The following is a 17,177-nucleotide window of genomic DNA, read 5'->3' as shown; positions in this document are numbered from 1 at the left end:
CGATGTAATAAAGAAAGGTCGCTTTGGCGACCTTTCGCATATCTGAAATCTACCCTTTGTGATGAATCGGAGGTTGCGGCAAGGTAGTCATGCTGTCAAACACATGGAGGATACAGCATGAAATTCATAGGAAAATTATTTGTTATAACCGCATTGTTCGCAGGTCTGAATATCCAGCAGGTAGTTTTTGCCGCTCCCGTCAGCCCTACGAGTACGACTCAGAATAAAGACCTCAATTCGCAAAGCCATACTCCAATAAATAGCCAGCTAAAAGCAGGCTCTTCGCCTGCCAAAGTGGCGGATAAGACGAATGCAACGGCAACAACCACAGCTGGCAACTCAACGGACAGTGCATATAGCCAAATCAATATTAATAGTGCTAATGCGGAACAGTTGGCCCAGTTCCTGAGCGGAATTGGCAGGAAGAAGGCAGAGGCCATCGTTAATTATCGCGAGCAGTTCGGCCCTTTTACTGATGTTGAGCAGTTACTCGAAGTTCCAGGTATTGGCCCCTCGTTTTTAGAGAGAAACAATACCAAGCTTACAATGTAACTTTAGTTGGTGATGGGGATGTGCTGTGGTCAGACAGATACCAGTGACTATTTTCACCACAAAGAATCCCCATCTTTTCATAATGTAAGTCGCAGTAGCAGAGGGAAACTGTGATTTCGCTCTAGATTATATCGTAAGCATGCGATGAAGTGATTTCCCTCTGCTAATCTTGCTATGAGGTCGTACCAGTTGTGCGGGTACTCTCTTGCCAACGCTATTTTACTGCCGAAGGTACATAATTTTTATTCACTGTCTGGAGAAGCTCGCTGTCATGCATACTCATATTAAAGTCCGGGGTTTTCATATTGATGTTTTCCAACATGTTAATAATGCCCGCTACTTAGAGTTTCTCGAAGAAGCACGTTGGGAATGGCTTGATGGGGAGCCAGCAGCGCAATGGATGGCTGAAAACCAAATCGCTTTTATCGTGGTTAATATCAATATCAACTACCGTCGGCCTGCGGTATTGGGGGATCTGCTACGAATCGATAGCCAGTTATTAAAGCTAAACGGTAAAAGTGGTGTGATGAAACAGACTGTCACGCTAGAGCCTGAATCTATTCCGGTGGCAGATGCAGAACTAACGTTTGCCTGTATCGATCTGCGTAGTCAGAGAGCATTGCCCATTGAGGGAGAGCTAAGGGAAAAACTGGGCGAGTTTGTCAATCGAGGTATTACAGGATAACTCGGCTTTGTTGCCGGGGAGGGATATTTTCCCCGAATATCTGGTTAAATGTGCAATGGCCGCGATATACCTCGCTCTGATGAGCGAGGTCACGATTAGAACAAGGCAATGGGTCGATTACAGTGACTATCTGAGTGAACAATAATCAAGCTAGCCCGGTTTTTTGTTTCAAGCTCAATAACACTTTTGGCTTATTAGCAAGATAGAACGCCAGCCCTTTGGCTCGTAAATGGCAGGCAGCACATTGGCCGCAACCATCGCCTTGAATCCCATTGTAGCAAGTAAGTGTGTCGTGGCGGACCAGCTCGAGTTGCTGATAATAATCAGCTAGCGCCCAGGTTTCTGCTTTATCCAGCCACATTAAAGGGGTAACGAAAGCGATATCTCGGCCAATACCCAAATCGATTGCATGGTTGAGTGCCTTCACGAACTCATCCCGGCAATCAGGGTAGCCGGAGAAGTCGGTCTCACAAACCCCGGTGATAACCGTCTGTGCTTGTACCTGATAAGCATAAATTGCGGCTAAGGTCAGGAATAGAATATTGCGACCAGGGACAAACGTACTGGGAACCGTATCGGCATCCTCTTCATCAAAAGAGGGGATAGGGATACTGTCTCGGGTCAGACTGCTCACCGCTAACTCATTGAGCATGCCAACATCTAGCACTTTGTGTGCTTTAGCACCAAGCTGCGTGGCAAGGGCGCGAGCAACATCAATTTCTGCGCGGTGACGCTGCCCATAATCGAATGTAATGCAGTGGACCTCATCATATTGCTGTAATGCTTGAATTAAACAGGTAGTGGAATCTTGCCCACCACTAAATACAACGACAGCGCGTTTCATACTGTGACCTCGTACGGCTGTGAGCCTCGAAAGAGCCAACCCACAGCAAAATAAAGAATTGGCGGTATGTTACTCAGTTCACGGACGAAAGGGTAGCAACCTGCATTTGGCAATCAGGTAGTCGCCGGTGGGAGCCATGCCTGATTGAAATCAAACCAACCATATGCGGTTAGGGTAACACCGTTAATCCGTGGCGGAGCATTGACCTGATACTGATAATTGAATAGCGGGAGAATCAGCCCTGCCAGCATCAGACCATTATAATATTCACGCAATTGGCGGAAACGCTCAGCCGCAAGTTCAGTTTGCTGAATCTGTATCAGTGTTTGTCGCTGTAGTTCTAATTGAACCGGGGAGAGTATACCGCGCCACAGCGGATCAAGTTGGAGCCAGCTTTCCATCGCCGCTTCAGGAGATTCACCAACTAAGTGGTCTGCTAATAATAAGTCTGCTTCTTCAATTTGATGAGTATCTTTCCACTGCTTATCACGACTGGCGCGGATTTCTAATGTGCAACCATGGGTTGCCAATACCGCTTTTAGTTGTTCGGCAACACTCTCAAGTTCCATTGGCGGTTGATAGGTCAGTATCAGATGGGCAGGCAATGGTGGGTTTTCATCGGAGCTAAACCGGGGGATAGGCCAGCCAGGTAGCATTTCATGACTAGGCGTTATCACACCACGCCGAATGGATAACTCTTCTAAGATGCCGGAAGTTTGCACTAGCATCAGCAATTTGGCTATTTGCTGGGGAGTAATATTATTGAGGTGCCGATTGATGGCCAGATAGCAAAATCCAAGGCTCATACTGCGCTGAACAGGGCGGGCTAAAGGGAAATCCTCCTCCTGTCCAATGGTGATACGTACCGGGTGTTGGCAGCTCCCGTCGGCTGACTGTACGACAAGGCTTGGAGTTATCCAGTATTCAATGAATTCCAGATAAGGATGCTGCAAATGGTAAAATTCGTGCTGCTCCAACCGGACCAGATGTTGGTTAAAGGTCGCTAACTTAAATGGGCCCGCCCCCAGAAGTGGGGCGTCGGGATGAAACAGTTTACACGGTAAATCTGCCAGCCGATGTGCCAGCCAGTAATCAGGATGCAGCAGCGTAAATTTCAGGCATAAAGCATGGGGCAGGGTAATCGTTGCAATATTGGCAAAACTCGGTTGGCTGCGTGGATTTGCCCGCAGCAGTGCCAGCGTCTGCAACAACTGCTCGCTGCGGATATGTTCCCCATTATGCCAACGTAATTGGCTGCGTAAGAAGAATTGCCAGGTTAAACCATCATCGCTGACTTGCCAGTGATGGGCCAGATCCGGTTTTGGCTGTGGGTCTCCGGTGTTAAATCGGGTCAGGCCAGCATGTAAAGTATAAATCAGATGCTGCTCTGCCCGGCCACTGACGGTCATTGGATTTAACGGTTCAAGCTCCCGATAATAAGGGATTCGCAGTATTGGGCTATCGGCTTGCCATTGTCCCCCCATGTGAGGGTTTAGTAATGCTTGAAGGCGTTCAGGTTCCAGTTGGGCGAGTGCGAGAGCAGCTTGATGGTCACCTTGCTCAAGGAACAATTGCAGGTAGGTTGCGCGCAGCGCATCTGGTTTTTTCAGGCATTGTAGTTGTGCGCGTTTGCCGCGGCCAACTTGTGAATGCCAACTGAGCCAGTCATTCGCTTGTAGCTGTTGAATCAGAGTGCGGGCATGTCGCTCACTGCAAAATAGTAAGCCTGCCAGTTCACTGACGGTGGTTGCCGCAGGTTGATCGCCAAACTTCTGATACAAGCGCTGATATTGGGTCAGCCGATGAATAATGCGCATAATTAAGAATCTACCCATTAGAACTATTTTATTTGCCATTTTGAACTTGGGCTGTGCTCAGAATCCTCACGTACTACATGTACGCTCCGGTTCTTGCGCGCTATCCATGTTCAAACTGTCTGCAACAATGACGCCTACAGGGATAGGCTCTAAATCAGGAATAGTTTAATTTAATTGTTCACTATTAGTTCCGTAAATAGTACGTCATAATTTTATTCATACCACCAGTTTTGCTGTTATCGAGGTTTTAAATGTACCGTTTAGCCGCTTTTGATATGGATGGAACCTTACTGATGCGCGACCATAAAATTGGCGGCGCTACATTGAATGCGTTACACCAGTTGGTGGACAACGGGATGATCCTAACCTTTGCTACCGGTCGACATTATATTGATATGAAAGGCATTTTGTCTCACTCAGGCATAAATGGTTATTTGATCACTGGCAATGGGACCCGAGTCTGTGATGTAGAGGGTGAAGCATTATACGGTATGGATTTGCCCGCAGAACTGGTGGAGTTTGTGTTACGAACTCCGTGGCAGACCCGTGCCAGTATCCATATTTTCCGTGATGATGGCTGGTTTACTGATTGTAATGACCCTGCGCTGCTGACTGCACATAAAACCAGTGGCTTCCAGTTTCAGCTCACGGCACTGCGCGCATTGCCTCTAACTGGTAATCATAAGATTTGCTTTATTGCCTCACATCAGGAATTGACCGAGCTTAAAACCCAGCTTGAGCAGCAGATGGGCGGCGAAGCCGATTTTTGTTTTTCAGCGGTTGATTGCCTTGAAGTGTTGCCTCGTGGATGCAACAAAGGGGCGGCTTTAGAGCGATTAAGCCATCATCTCAATTTAACACTGGACGATTGTATGGCCTTTGGTGATGCGATGAATGATAAAGAGATGCTATCGCGGGTAGGTCTTGGCTTAGTGATGGGCAACGCATTACCGCAATTGAAGCAAGAGTTACCTCAGTTACAGGTTATTGGGCGCTGTGAACAACAAGGCGTCGCTCACTATTTGCAACATTGGCTAAGTTCACCACACCTCACCTATTCCCCCGAATTCTGAGGTTTATCCCCTTGGTTCTTAGAGTTGTAGCAGTGTTAACGGGCTTACTCACCCGAATCACTGATGGTGTCAGCTCAGCGGATCACTCGCTTGCTGCCTAACTGCACCTTTTGATGACTTGAGGATAGCTATTAGCCAGCCGGATAATCATCCGGTTTTTTTCTGCCAAAATTCGGTTTTCCTCGGTCATCCAAGAGGGGAAAACCGAATTTTATCGGTTAATTACAGGTTATTTAATTCATTACTAAATGGGGTCAGATCACCAATGTTATTACTGACCCATTCGGTATTGTAATAGGTATCCAGATAGCGTTCGCCACTGTCGCAGAGCAACGTCACAATCGCGCCGGTTTTGCCTCGCTCACGCATTTGTTTGGCTAATTGTAATGCGCCCCAGACGTTAGTGCCGGTGGATGCCCCCACTTTGCGTCCCAAAATACCTTCCAACCAATGAATGGTTGCAACACTGGCGGCATCGGGTACGCGCAACATACTGTCGATCACTTCTGGAATAAACGAAGGCTCAGCCCGTGGGCGGCCGATCCCTTCAATACGGCTGCCGCAACTACCGGTAACCGTGCGGTCGCGGTTACAGAAACAGTCATAAAATACTGAGTTCTCTGGGTCGACTACCATCAGTTGGGTGTCATGCCCTTGGTAGCGGATATAGCGGCCTAAGGTCGCCGATGTGCCGCCAGTGCCAGCACTCATGACGATATAGTCAGGTACCGGGAAAGGTTCACGCGCCATTTGGCGGAAGATGCTATCGGCAATGTTGTTATTGCCACGCCAGTCGGTAGCGCGCTCTGCATAAGTGAACTGATCCATATAGTGGCCATTCAGGTCACGAGCCAGTTGTTCAGATGCTGCATAAATTTGCCCAGCGCTTTCAACAAAATGACAGCGGCCACCGTAGAAGGTGATCTGCTCGACTTTGCGCCGCGCAGTGCAACTTGGCATAACTGCAATAAAGGGCAGGCCAATCAGCCGGGCAAAGTAGGCTTCAGACACTGCCGTGCTTCCTGAGGATGCCTCGATTATCGTTGTTCCTTCTGTAATCCAGCCATTACATAAGCCATAAAGAAACAGTGAACGAGCCAAACGGTGCTTTAGGCTACCGGTTGGATGGGTACTCTCATCTTTTAAATAGAGATAAATACCGGGGAAAGCCGGCAGATTTAGGCGGATCAGGTGAGTATCAGCGGAGCGTTGGAAGTCAGCTTCTATTTCACTGATAGCATTTTTTACCCAAGTGTTGGTCATTTCATGGCCTGCGATGTAGGTAGTAAACTAATGATGACTAGATTAACGGTTATTAAAGAAAAAAACGTTGCCATTTTTCCTTCTTTATCGCCAAATGGTAGAAATTTATTCTATGGTTACTCGTTATGTTAGATAAAACTGACCGTAAACTCCTCTGTATGTTGCAAGAAGATTGCACTCAATCACTGCAAGTACTGGCCGAAGCCGTCAATCTTACCTCCACACCCTGCTGGAAACGATTAAAACGCCTTGAGGATGAAGGATTTATCCGTGGGCGCGTGGCACTGCTGGACAGCGAAAAATTGGGGTTGGGGCTTACGGCATTTGTGCTGATTAAAACTCAGCAGCATAATAGTGGCTGGTATCAGGAATTTGTTGAATTTACTAAGCAAATGCCAGAGGTGTTGGCGTTCTATCGTATGGCCGGAGAATATGACTATCTGATGCAGGTCGAAGTTGCCGATATGAAAAGTTACGACAATTTTTACAAACGCATGGTTAATGGTGTTCCGGGGCTGATTGATGTGACATCAAGCTTTGCGATGGAAAAAATCAAATATACAACTATGTTGCCTGTTCCTGAGTGAATATTTGGATTAAAAGCCCTTTTACCGATGCTATGCTACCCCCTTCATCGCGCGTAGCGAGAAAATACCGATGTATTCGGTGTCAGACCAGGAATAAAACTGAGTGAGATTGTTTGCACAACTAGGCTGGTATTTTCGCCGTGAATGGCGCCGCTATGTAGGCGCGGTGTTGTTGTTAATTATTATCGCTATCCTACAACTGTTGCCGCCTAAGCTGGTCGGGGTAATTGTGGATGGTATCAGCACAAAACAGATGTCTACCAATATGTTACTGGTATGGATTGGTGTGATGCTGATAACCGCTATTGTGGTCTACCTACTGCGTTATGTCTGGCGTGTTTTATTATTTGGTGCCTCTTATCAATTGGCTGTGGAGTTGCGGTCAAACTTTTATCGCCAACTTAGCCGCCAGGCCCCTGGTTTCTATTTACGTCACCGTACCGGCGATTTAATGGCTCGTGCGACGAATGATGTTGATCGTGTGGTCTTTGCTGCCGGTGAGGGGGTGCTGACGCTGGTGGATTCGTTGGTGATGGGATGCGCGGTGCTGATTGTAATGAGCACCCAAATTAGCTGGCAATTAACACTGTTATCATTGTTACCTATGCCGGTAATGGCGGTGGTGATCAAATATTACGGTGACCAACTGCATCAACGTTTCAAATCGGCTCAAGGGGCATTTTCTACGCTGAATAACCAGGCGCAAGAAAGCCTGACCAGTATTCGCATGATTAAAGCTTTTGGCCTGGAAGATCACCAATCACAGCAGTTTGCTCAGGTAGCGGCAGAAGCCGGTGCCAAGAATATGTATGTCGCACGTATCGATGCCCGTTTTGATCCAACTATCTATATCGCCATCGGGATCGCGAATTTATTGGCGATTGGTGGCGGCAGTTGGATGGTGGTTAATCACAGCATCACTTTGGGTCAACTTACCAGTTTCATCATGTATCTGGGGCTGATGATCTGGCCCATGCTTGCCTTGGCGTGGATGTTCAACATCGTTGAACGAGGCAGTGCCGCCTATAGCCGTATTCGCAGTTTGCTGGAAGAAGCGCCGGTGGTTAAAGATGGTGATATTGAGCTGAGCGATGGGCGTGGCACGCTCGCGGTGAATATTCGCCATTTCTATTATCCAGGTAGTGAACAGCCTGCGTTACATGATGTGGCGCTGAAATTAGCACCGGGGCAGATGTTGGGGCTATGCGGGCCTACAGGGTCGGGTAAGAGTACCTTACTGGCATTGATTCAGCGGCAGTTTGATGTGGATGATGGTGCTATTTGTTATCAAGGGCATGCGCTGTCTGATATTAAGTTGCATGACTGGCGTGGCCGTTTATCTGTGGTCAGCCAAACGCCATTCCTCTTTTCTGATACGGTTGCTGGCAACATTGCATTGGGTAAACCTGATGCCACGCAGGCTCAAATTGAGCGGGCTGCTCGTTTAGCCAGTGTGCATGAAGATATTTTACGCCTTCCTCAGGGTTATGACACTGAAGTGGGTGAGCGTGGTGTGATGCTATCTGGCGGGCAGAAACAGCGGATTTCCATCGCCCGCGCACTGTTGCTGGATACTGAGATCCTGATTCTCGATGATGCGCTATCCGCAGTTGATGGTCAGACCGAATATGAAATCCTAAAAAATCTGCGTGAATGGGGTGAGCATCGTACCGTGATTATCAGTGCGCACCGTCTTTCAGCGTTGACCGAAGCCAGCGAAATTTTAGTGATGCAACATGGTGGCGTGATGCAGCGCGGGACACATAACGTATTAGTCAGTCAATCCGGCTGGTATCGGGAGATGTACCGTTATCAACAACTGGAGGCAGCATTAGATGATGGTGAGTCGGAGGCCAAAACCGATGAGTAAAGTTCAGCAACTTTGGCCGACACTTAAGCGCCTGCTCTCCTATGGCTCCCCTTATCGTAAACCGTTAGGGTTGGCGGTATTGATGTTGTGGATTGCGGCTGCCGCCGAGGTCAGCGGCCCGCTTTTGATAAGTTATTTTATTGACCATGTGGTCGCAAAAGGCACTTTGCCCCTCGGTTTAGTCAGTGGGTTGGCATTGGCTTATCTGTTGCTGCAATTGTTGGCCGCAGCATTGCATTATTTTCAGGCATTGCTTTTTAACCGTGCTGCCGTAGGTGTGGTTCAGCGCCTACGTATTGAAGTGATGGATGCCGCTTTGCGTCAACCTCTCAGTGCGTTTGATACCCAGCCGGTTGGGCAATTGATTTCCCGTGTCACAAATGACACTGAAGTCATTAAAGATTTATATGTGATGGTGGTCTCCACCGTATTAAAAAGCGCGGCATTAATTGGCGCGATGCTGGTGGCGATGTTCAGTCTGGATTGGCGTATGGCGCTAATTTCTATCTGTATCTTTCCAGCAGTGCTGGTGGTGATGGCCATTTATCAACATTACAGCACACCCGTAGTGCGGCGAGTCCGGGCTTATTTGGCTGATATTAATGACGGTTTTAATGAAATCATTAACGGCATGGGCGTGATTCAGCAGTTTCGCCAGCAAGCTCGTTTTGGCGAACGTATGGAGTCTGCCAGCCGTGCACACTATATGGCACGCATGCAAACTTTACGCTTGGAAGGGTTTTTATTGCGCCCGCTGCTGAGCCTGTTTTCTGCCTTGGTACTGTGTGGTTTGTTACTGTTGTTCGGTTTCAGTCCTGATGGCTCAGTGGGGGTGGGGGTGCTGTATGCCTTCATTAACTATCTGGGCCGCTTAAATGAACCCTTAATTGAACTCACATCACAGCAGTCAGTCATGCAGCAAGCTGTGGTGGCTGGGGAACGTATTTTTGATCTGATGGACCGCGCCCAGCAAGGATACGGTACTGATGATCGCCCACTGACCAGTGGCCGTATCCAGGTGGATAATGTCAGCTTTGCTTATCGTAGCGATAAAATGGTGCTGCAAAATATCTCCCTTGATGTGCCTTCGCACGGGTTTGTTGCTCTGGTCGGGCATACCGGCAGCGGAAAGAGCACGTTGGCTAACCTGCTGATGGGCTACTACCCGGTGCAACATGGTGAGATTCTGCTGGATGCTCGTCCTTTATCAGCGTTATCCCATCAGACCTTGCGCCAAGGGGTGGCTATGGTGCAACAGGATCCAGTGGTGTTGGCTGATTCCTTTTTTGCCAATGTGACTTTAGGCCGTGATATCTCTGAACAGCAAGTGTGGGAAGCTCTGGAAACGGTGCAACTGGCCCCTTTAGTCCATGCGCTACCCGATGGATTGCACAGTCTGCTTGGTGAGCAGGGGAATACCTTGTCAGTTGGGCAAAAACAGTTGCTGGCGATGGCGCGAGTATTGGTACAGGCTCCGCAAATCCTGATTTTAGATGAGGCGACTGCCAATATTGACTCTGGTACTGAGCAGGCCATTCAGCGGGCATTGCAGCTAATCCGAAAAAATACCACGCTGGTAGTGATTGCTCACCGCCTTTCAACCATTGTTGATGCTGATACCATCTTGGTGTTGCACCGTGGTGTGGCAGTGGAGCAGGGTAAGCATCAAGAGCTGCTGGCCGCCCATGGGCGTTATTATCAAATGTATCAATTGCAATTGGTTAGCGAAGATTTAGCCGCCATTGATCAGGTAGAGACGGTAGTAAGTTAATTAATAAGTTGTGGGGCTAAGCGGCCCCGCACTATTTTCTGTGTTTTCCTGAGTCAAATCGTCAATGCATAGCCCCGTTAATGCCCATTTTGCCGCCTTCGTGCACCATAATCTTGCAATGCAATAGGCCGTCGATGCTGTTGTGCACTTCTGTGACGCGCTTCGCACTATTTTGGTGCGCGAAAATTATTCAACACGATGAATTCAGCCGCTACACGGCTGGCTCATGTATCTCAACCGCCCTAGCTTCGCCATTTCCGCATTAAATTATATCTATCATTACTTATGGCATAACCTTTGCTTTACTTCATTTGTGGCAGACATGAATTCGACTTAATTCGAGAAGGGGCAAATATGAAGCTGGTTACCGTGGTTATCAAACCATTTAAGCTGGAGGATGTGCGTGAAGCCTTATCCTCTGTGGGTATTCAGGGGCTGACCGTAACCGAAGTAAAAGGATTTGGTCGCCAGAAGGGACACGCAGAGCTCTATCGGGGAGCTGAATACAGTGTCAATTTCTTACCTAAAGTGAAAATTGATATTGCAATTGCTGATGATCAATTGGATGAAGTGATTGACGTGATCAGTAAGGCGGCCTATACCGGCAAAATTGGTGATGGCAAAATTTTCGTTGCTGAATTGCAACGTGTTATTCGCATCCGTACCGGCGAAACCGACGAAGCAGCACTGTAATTTGCAGGCTCAAATTTAGTGAATAGGGATGGGTTGATGATGAAAAAACTTTTATCCATGTTGGGCCTGAGTTCGGTAGCGATGCTGCCTTCTTTGGCAATGGCCGCAGCACCGGCTGTAGCTGACAAAGCTGATAATGCTTTTATGATGATTTGCACCGCGCTGGTGCTGTTTATGACTGTGCCCGGTATTGCCCTGTTCTACGGCGGTCTGCTGCGTTCCAAGAACGTATTATCGATGATGACTCAGGTCATGGTGAGCTTTGCTCTGATCTGTGTGCTGTGGGTGCTCTACGGCTATAGTCTGGCTTTCGGCACCGGCAATGCATTCTTTGGTAGTTTCGATATGGCGATGCTAAAAGGTATTGGTTTGACCAGCCTGAGTGGCACTTTCTATCAATATATCCATGTGGTGTTCCAGGCTTCATTTGCCTGTATCACGGTCGCACTGGTGGTGGGGTCATTCGCCGAACGTATTCGTTTCTCTGCGGTATTAATTTTTGCTGCACTGTGGTTCACCTTCTCATATTTGCCAATGGCACATATGGTATGGGGTGGTGGTTTCCTGGCAATGGATGGCGCGCTGGACTTTGCCGGTGGTACTGTTGTGCATATCAACGCCGCGATTGCTGGTTTGGTGGGCGCTTACTTACTGGGTAAACGTGCTGGTTTTGGTAAAGAAGCGTTCAAACCTCATAACTTACCTATGGTGTTTACTGGTACTGCGATTCTGTATATCGGCTGGTTTGGCTTCAATGCCGGTTCAGCCAGTGCCGCGAATGAAATTGCTGCACTTGCCTTCTTGAATACAGTAGTTGCAACAGCGGGGGCTATCTTGTCTTGGGTCTTTGCTGAGTGGATTTTACGCGGCAAACCGTCGCTGCTGGGTGCATGTTCCGGTTGTATCGCAGGTTTGGTTGCGATTACGCCAGCGGCAGGTACAGTCGGGGTTGGTGGTGCATTGATTATCGGTCTGGTCGGGGGTGTTGCCGGTCTGTGGGGTGTGGTTCTGCTGAAGAAATGGCTGCGGGTAGATGATACCTGCGACGTATTCGGTGTCCACGGCGTGTGTGGGATTGTCGGTTGTATCCTGACCGGTGTCTTCACCTCGGCTTCGCTGGGCGGTACAGGTTACGCCGCTGGCGTCACTATGGGCCATCAGGTAGGTGTGCAACTGTTCAGCGTCGGTGTGTGTTTGGTCTGGTCTGGTGTTGTTGCCTTCGTTGCCTTTAAAATTGCTGACCTGTTGGTTGGCCTGCGGGTACCAGAAGAACAAGAACGCGAAGGTCTGGATGTTAACAGCCACGGCGAAAATGCATACAACCAATAAGCTAGAAGTAGCAGTAAAATAAATAATAATGATGATAGCAGCAGGGGCGATATGATATCGCCCCTGTTCTATTTTTGGCAAAGGCTATCGAGGTATCATCGATGCAAACGAATGACACCTTCCTGCACGGTAGAAGCCACTAATATCCCTTCCCGGCTGTAAATCTGGCCACGGACAAAGCCCCGCGCGCCGGAAGCAGAAGTGCTTTCTACTGCATACAGCAGCCAATCGTCCAGGCGGAATGGCCGATGGAACCACATAGAATGATCTATCGTGGCAATCTGCACTCCTGGCTCCAGGAAACCAATCCCATGTGGCTGCAAGGCCGTTGGCAGGAAATTAAAATCAGAGGCATAACCCAGTAAATACTGATGAACCCGCAGGTCATCTGGCATGGCGCCGTTGGCGCGGAACCAGACATAGCGATTAGGTTCTTCTACCGAGCCTTGCAATGGGTTGTGGAATTTCACCGGGCGCATTTCAATTGGCTGATGGCCGATAAACTTTTCCCGTACTTTTTCGGGGATCATATGTGCGAATTGGCGAGCAATGTCTGTTTCCGACATCAACCCTTCCGGCGGGGGAACGTCCGGCATGGTATTTTGGTGTTCAAACCCCTCTTCTTGATTCTGGAACGATGCCGTCATATAGAAGATGGGTTTACCATTCTGAATCGCACTGACCCGGCGGGCGCTGAAGCTGTTGCCATCACGTAGTGTTTCGACGTCATAGATAATGGGCTTGCTGCTGTCCCCTGGGCGCAGAAAATAGCTGTGGAAAGAATGTACTGCCCGCTCTGCCGGTACGGTTTGTTTTGCTGCATAGATAGCCTGACCCACTACCTGACCACCAAATACCTGGCGCAAGCCCAGATCTTCACTTTGGCCACGAAAGATACCTTCTTCAATTTTCTCAAGGAAGAGCAGATCGAGTAGTTTTTCTAATGCTTGACTCATGTTGTGGCCCCTGATGGTTGAGTTTATACACAGTGTGCTGAATCCGTTGGGCGCTCGTCAATATATTGCTGTGAAAGGCCTGTTCAACTGAGGAATATCGGATAAGGAATAGTCTGATAAATGCCTCAATGGGGTAAGCGTCGGCGGGAAGTAGAATATTGTGCTATAATTGGCTTGCTAGGTGGTTGAAGCCACTTATTAAACGCCGGCTGTTCTGTGGATAGCTTGCATCTTAATAATAAGAAGGAGTGCGACCTATGAAACCTTGGCAATCAATGAAATTCTGGCAGATAGCAGGTGGGGCAGCATTAGTGGTAAGTTTGGCTGGGTGTGCTCATCGAGGGGCTGATGTTCCGGTTTCCGCACCGGCAGGTGTAACCACTGCTGCCGCACCTATTGCACAGCCTGCTGTACAGGGGACAGTGAACATCCGCGAGCGCATTGCATTACCACCTGATGCCGTAGTCACGGTTACGCTGTCGGATGCCTCACTGGCTGATGCACCATCACGGGTTATCGCCCAGAAAGCAATTCGTACTGAGGGCAAACAGGCTCCGTTTACTTTTGCTTTGCCGTTTAACCCAGCCGACATCCAGCCAAATGCACGTATTATTGTAAGTGCAGCGATCACTCGCAATGGCCAGTTATTGTTTATCACCGATACCATGCAAGAAGTGATCAACCGTGGCGCGGGTACCCAGGCTAATCTGTTATTGGTCCCTGCAACCTCTGTTGCTATAGAAACAACCCCAGGGGGACCGGCAACAATACAGGGCGCGCCTACCATAACAGGCAGTGCGACCATCCAGTAATGTTTAACCCGCCATGAGCCGGTTTTTCAGAAACGCCAATTAATTTGGCAATAGCGCCACAGGATAGCCACTATCTGTGGCGTTTTTATTAGCGGTATTGCCAGCGATAGCGGCGTAAATCAATTCGACCCGAAGTATCGATATCAATACCTTCAGCCAGTAATGCCTTTTTCTGTCTAAGATAATCATCACCAATTAATGATATTTCGCCATGGCGATTAATCACCCGATACCAGGGTAAGGCAGAGCCTTCCGGCAAGCGTTTGAGAACCCCACCGACTTGGCGTGCAGCTCTGGGGGAGCCAATCAGCCGCGCGATATCGCCATAAGTGGTCACTTGTCCATAGGGGATAGCGGCCACCACCTGGAAGACCCGTTGGCGGAAACTGTCGACAAACGGTAGGTCACCCGATTCTGTGGGCAAATCTGATGTTGTAGACTCCCGCTGATTTTGGCTCTCTGTTTCTGATGATGTCACAGCATTCTCTTTTTTATCTACATGGGCGGATAGTGCCACGCTATAGAAATAAATCGGGCGATATAAATAGAATGAGATGAATAAATAACATCATCAATGCTTTTGGTGCCAGCAGAAAATAGATTTAACCTAAACCTGAGGGGAAGTGGGCAAGAAACCACCGGTTAGTGCGGGTTGTCTTGCTATTTGGTGGGTCATGGTCGATAATGCCCACCGCTCCAGAGTACAAGGAGCCGTTAACGTCAATGGAGGTCCTGTTGGTTCTCCCGCAACACTAACTTGTGAACTCGGTCAGATCCGGAAGGAAGCAGCCGTAGCAGGCGAGGTGTGTGCCGGGATGTAGCTGGCAGGGCCTCCACCATTTCGGATAAGTGCATGATATCCATCATATTCAACACTTGTCTCGTGCATTGAAACGGCAGTGATACAACTTTTGTGTATCACCTGGGCGCTAATCAATGTCACATCTTATGCTTTCCCGTCATGCAATCTGGTACTATCCTAGAGTCTACCTGACACTTGGAAAACGTCGTGAAATTCGAATCAGCTTTATCACAATGATATTATGCCGGTGCATAGTGTTTTTGGTGCTTCCGTAGCGATAATCTGAATCCTATTCAAACCTTTTTACTTTGAAACCAGCTTGTTTTTTATTATCTGTCCGTCTTTCATGATGATAGTCAGGTTTTTTTCAGGATCTGCCAGCAGTCCGATATCAGCGATTGGATCGCCGTTAACCAGCAATAAATCAGCTAAGGCTCCGACTTCGACCACACCAAGTTTTCCTGGATATGGATTGCGTCGATCTGATAGTACTAACAATTTTGCATTATCAGATGTTGCCATTCTGAGCACTTCGGCGGGCGTATACCACCGTGTCATTGTAGAAAGCTGTGAGCCTTGTCGGGCTGCCAAATTGCCATCAAATAAAACATCTGTTCCGAACGCAACTTTCACCCCGTATTTTTTAGCTAAGCGATAAGCGTTATCAGTCCCGGCAAAAATCTGCGCTGCTCTGGCTTGTCCTGCGGGATCGGGCTGTTGATTTGCATTTTCGTCCGCCAAAAAAGGCTGCAGACTCCACCATGTACCTGTATCTGCCATTAATTTTGCAGTTGCATCATCTGCCAATTGACCATGCTCAATTACTTTTGCTCCAGCTTTGATAGCATTGCTAATGGCTTCAGGGGTATAAGCATGGACTGTCACATAAGTACCCCAATTAGCCGCGGCCTCGACTGCGGCGTGAATTTCATCGACGCTAAGTTGAACTGTATCTAATGGGCCATAGGGAGAAGATACGCCACCGCCTCCTGTCAACTTGATTTGGCTAGCTCCTTGCAACAATTGCTCTCTGGTGCGCTTTCGAATTTCATCGGCTGAATCAGCTATCGCTGACATACCAATTCGTTCTGGGTAACTTAATTGATCTGGGGTAGCCGGTATTTCTGAAAGCATCCGAAAATCACCATGACCACCCGTTTGTGAAATCATTGCTCCTGATGGCCAGATGCGTGGCCCTTTGATTACGCCATTATCAATTGCGAGTTTTAAGCCAAACGCGGGTCCACCCAAATCTCGAACGCTGGTAAAACCGCGCAGAAGTGTTGACTCTGCTTCAGCACCGGCCAGCAATGTGATAAAACTTAACGGAGCGGTTGACGCTAATGCCATGGAAGGACGAGCCATAAAAGTATGCCAGTGGGCATCGATAAGGCCCGGCATCAATGTTTGACCATTGCCAGCGATATGCACGGCATCAGTTGCTGGATTAATCGGTTGAGCAGAGATTTGAGTGATTTTATTGCCTTCAACAACCACATTCATTTTGGACGTTAAGGTTGTGCCGTCAAAGACCCGGACATCTTCGAAGATAGTCATTGGTAATTTATTTGGCGATTGAGCATAAGATAGTGAGGGTAGGAGGCTGACCATACAGGCAGCCAAAAATGTTGTTTTGATTGTCTTTGACATCAGTATTTTCCTCTCGTTTCTGAGAACAAGATAGCGTTGAGTATTATATATATCTTATCATCTCTTTTATTTTGGTACTGTTGCCAATAGCTGCTTAGGGCAAACTGTTGATGATAGGAGGTTGCATCCATTTTTTGCCCGACTGCTGCCGTGATTATATCCGGCATGATCTCGCGGCGGGGCTTTATTTCCTTAGCGATTGATACCTATTTCTTCGTCAGCCAGGGAGACGTTGTGCACCAAAAAATAATATCTGCACCAAGATAATCGTCGGCAAATTGTACAAACTCATCCTTGCTAAATGGCTTACCCGTATTGGGGTTCTTGCAGGTCAAGGTCGGCTCCTGCACTGCCATGGCAATGAGTGCTAGCCTCCGCCATTGCTGATGTTATCTTCTTAGTGTGCTTATCTAAAGTGTCAACCCTTCTTGCTGGACCTCTTCTTTAAGTTTTCTTATGCTATTGGTCAGAGA

General features: G+C 48.2%; 15 protein-coding genes and 1 other RNA gene. 10 read left to right on the top strand and 6 right to left on the bottom strand.

Features of this window, described 5'->3' with window-relative positions:
* Positions 1–117: 117 nt before the first annotated feature.
* The gene (locus V1952_RS01650; RefSeq protein ID WP_420074242.1) at positions 118–552 is read left to right on the top strand and encodes a ComEA family DNA-binding protein; all 435 of its coding nucleotides are present in this window, start codon (positions 118–120) and stop codon (positions 550–552) included.
* A gap of 271 nt (positions 553–823) precedes the next feature.
* Positions 824–1,237 carry an acyl-CoA thioesterase gene (locus V1952_RS01645; RefSeq protein ID WP_420071248.1) on the top strand — a complete coding sequence of 138 codons (414 nt, stop codon included), beginning with the start codon at positions 824–826 and terminating at the stop codon, positions 1,235–1,237.
* A 145-nt stretch (positions 1,238–1,382) separates the two neighbouring features.
* On the opposite strand, the gene queC is transcribed toward V1952_RS01645, so the two are convergent.
* Positions 1,383–2,081 carry a 7-cyano-7-deazaguanine synthase QueC gene (gene queC, locus V1952_RS01640; protein WP_372558198.1) on the bottom strand — a complete coding sequence of 233 codons (699 nt, stop codon included), beginning with the start codon at positions 2,079–2,081 and terminating at the stop codon, positions 1,383–1,385.
* A gap of 113 nt (positions 2,082–2,194) precedes the next feature.
* The gene (locus tag V1952_RS01635; RefSeq protein WP_420074241.1) at positions 2,195–3,898 is read right to left on the bottom strand and encodes an SgrR family transcriptional regulator; all 1,704 of its coding nucleotides are present in this window, start codon (positions 3,896–3,898) and stop codon (positions 2,195–2,197) included.
* A 251-nt stretch (positions 3,899–4,149) separates the two neighbouring features.
* Here V1952_RS01635 and cof point away from each other — a divergent pair, with 251 nt between their 5' ends.
* Positions 4,150–4,971, top strand: a complete 822-nt coding sequence (cof, locus tag V1952_RS01630) for an HMP-PP phosphatase (RefSeq protein ID WP_372558200.1) — start codon at positions 4,150–4,152, stop codon at positions 4,969–4,971.
* A 222-nt stretch (positions 4,972–5,193) separates the two neighbouring features.
* On the opposite strand, the gene V1952_RS01625 is transcribed toward cof, so the two are convergent.
* Complete coding sequence (locus V1952_RS01625; protein WP_083160009.1) at positions 5,194–6,234, bottom strand: PLP-dependent cysteine synthase family protein; 1,041 nt, start codon at positions 6,232–6,234, stop codon at positions 5,194–5,196.
* A gap of 125 nt (positions 6,235–6,359) precedes the next feature.
* On the opposite strand from V1952_RS01625, the gene V1952_RS01620 reads away from it, so the two are divergent.
* The 5 genes from V1952_RS01620 (at position 6,360) to amtB (ending at position 12,484) form a co-directional block, all read left to right on the top strand.
* On the top strand, positions 6,360–6,821 hold the full coding sequence (locus V1952_RS01620; RefSeq protein ID WP_083160007.1) for an Lrp/AsnC family transcriptional regulator: 462 nt from the start codon (positions 6,360–6,362) through the stop codon (positions 6,819–6,821).
* 103 nt (positions 6,822–6,924) lie between these two features.
* Positions 6,925–8,691, top strand: a complete 1,767-nt coding sequence (locus V1952_RS01615; protein WP_420074240.1) for a SmdA family multidrug ABC transporter permease/ATP-binding protein — start codon at positions 6,925–6,927, stop codon at positions 8,689–8,691.
* Entirely contained in the window at positions 8,684–10,462 is a 1,779-nt protein-coding gene (locus tag V1952_RS01610) for a SmdB family multidrug efflux ABC transporter permease/ATP-binding protein (RefSeq protein WP_372558201.1), read from the top strand. The genes V1952_RS01615 and V1952_RS01610 overlap by 8 nt, the downstream gene beginning before the upstream one ends.
* Positions 10,463–10,816: 354 nt before the next feature.
* On the top strand, positions 10,817–11,155 hold the full coding sequence (glnK, locus tag V1952_RS01605) for a P-II family nitrogen regulator (protein WP_002208627.1): 339 nt from the start codon (positions 10,817–10,819) through the stop codon (positions 11,153–11,155).
* A gap of 39 nt (positions 11,156–11,194) precedes the next feature.
* Positions 11,195–12,484, top strand: a complete 1,290-nt coding sequence (gene amtB, locus V1952_RS01600) for an ammonium transporter AmtB (RefSeq protein WP_083163833.1) — start codon at positions 11,195–11,197, stop codon at positions 12,482–12,484.
* A 95-nt stretch (positions 12,485–12,579) separates the two neighbouring features.
* On the opposite strand, the gene tesB is transcribed toward amtB, so the two are convergent.
* Positions 12,580–13,440, bottom strand: a complete 861-nt coding sequence (gene tesB / locus V1952_RS01595) for an acyl-CoA thioesterase II (RefSeq protein ID WP_420074239.1) — start codon at positions 13,438–13,440, stop codon at positions 12,580–12,582.
* Positions 13,441–13,697: 257 nt separating this feature from the next.
* Here tesB and V1952_RS01590 point away from each other — a divergent pair, with 257 nt between their 5' ends.
* Positions 13,698–14,252 carry a YbaY family lipoprotein gene (locus V1952_RS01590; protein ID WP_420074238.1) on the top strand — a complete coding sequence of 185 codons (555 nt, stop codon included), beginning with the start codon at positions 13,698–13,700 and terminating at the stop codon, positions 14,250–14,252.
* A gap of 88 nt (positions 14,253–14,340) precedes the next feature.
* On the opposite strand, the gene V1952_RS01585 is transcribed toward V1952_RS01590, so the two are convergent.
* Positions 14,341–14,676: an MGMT family protein gene (locus tag V1952_RS01585; RefSeq protein ID WP_372559840.1), complete on the bottom strand. Its 336-nt coding sequence runs from the start codon at positions 14,674–14,676 to the stop codon at positions 14,341–14,343.
* Positions 14,677–14,985: 309 nt separating this feature from the next.
* On the opposite strand from V1952_RS01585, the gene ffs reads away from it, so the two are divergent.
* Positions 14,986–15,082, top strand: an RNA gene (ffs, locus tag V1952_RS01580) — signal recognition particle sRNA small type.
* Positions 15,083–15,357: 275 nt separating this feature from the next.
* On the opposite strand, the gene V1952_RS01575 is transcribed toward ffs, so the two are convergent.
* Complete coding sequence (locus V1952_RS01575) at positions 15,358–16,704, bottom strand: amidohydrolase family protein (protein ID WP_420074237.1); 1,347 nt, start codon at positions 16,702–16,704, stop codon at positions 15,358–15,360.
* Between the last annotated feature and the right edge of the window lie 473 nt (positions 16,705–17,177).

The sequence above is a fragment of the Yersinia sp. 2542 StPb PI genome (assembly GCF_048593855.1).
In the GTDB taxonomy this organism is placed as follows: Bacteria; Pseudomonadota; Gammaproteobacteria; order Enterobacterales; family Enterobacteriaceae; genus Yersinia; species Yersinia enterocolitica_E.
Note: the sequence above shows the minus strand (reverse complement) of the source record. Positions and strands in the feature narration are given on the sequence as shown.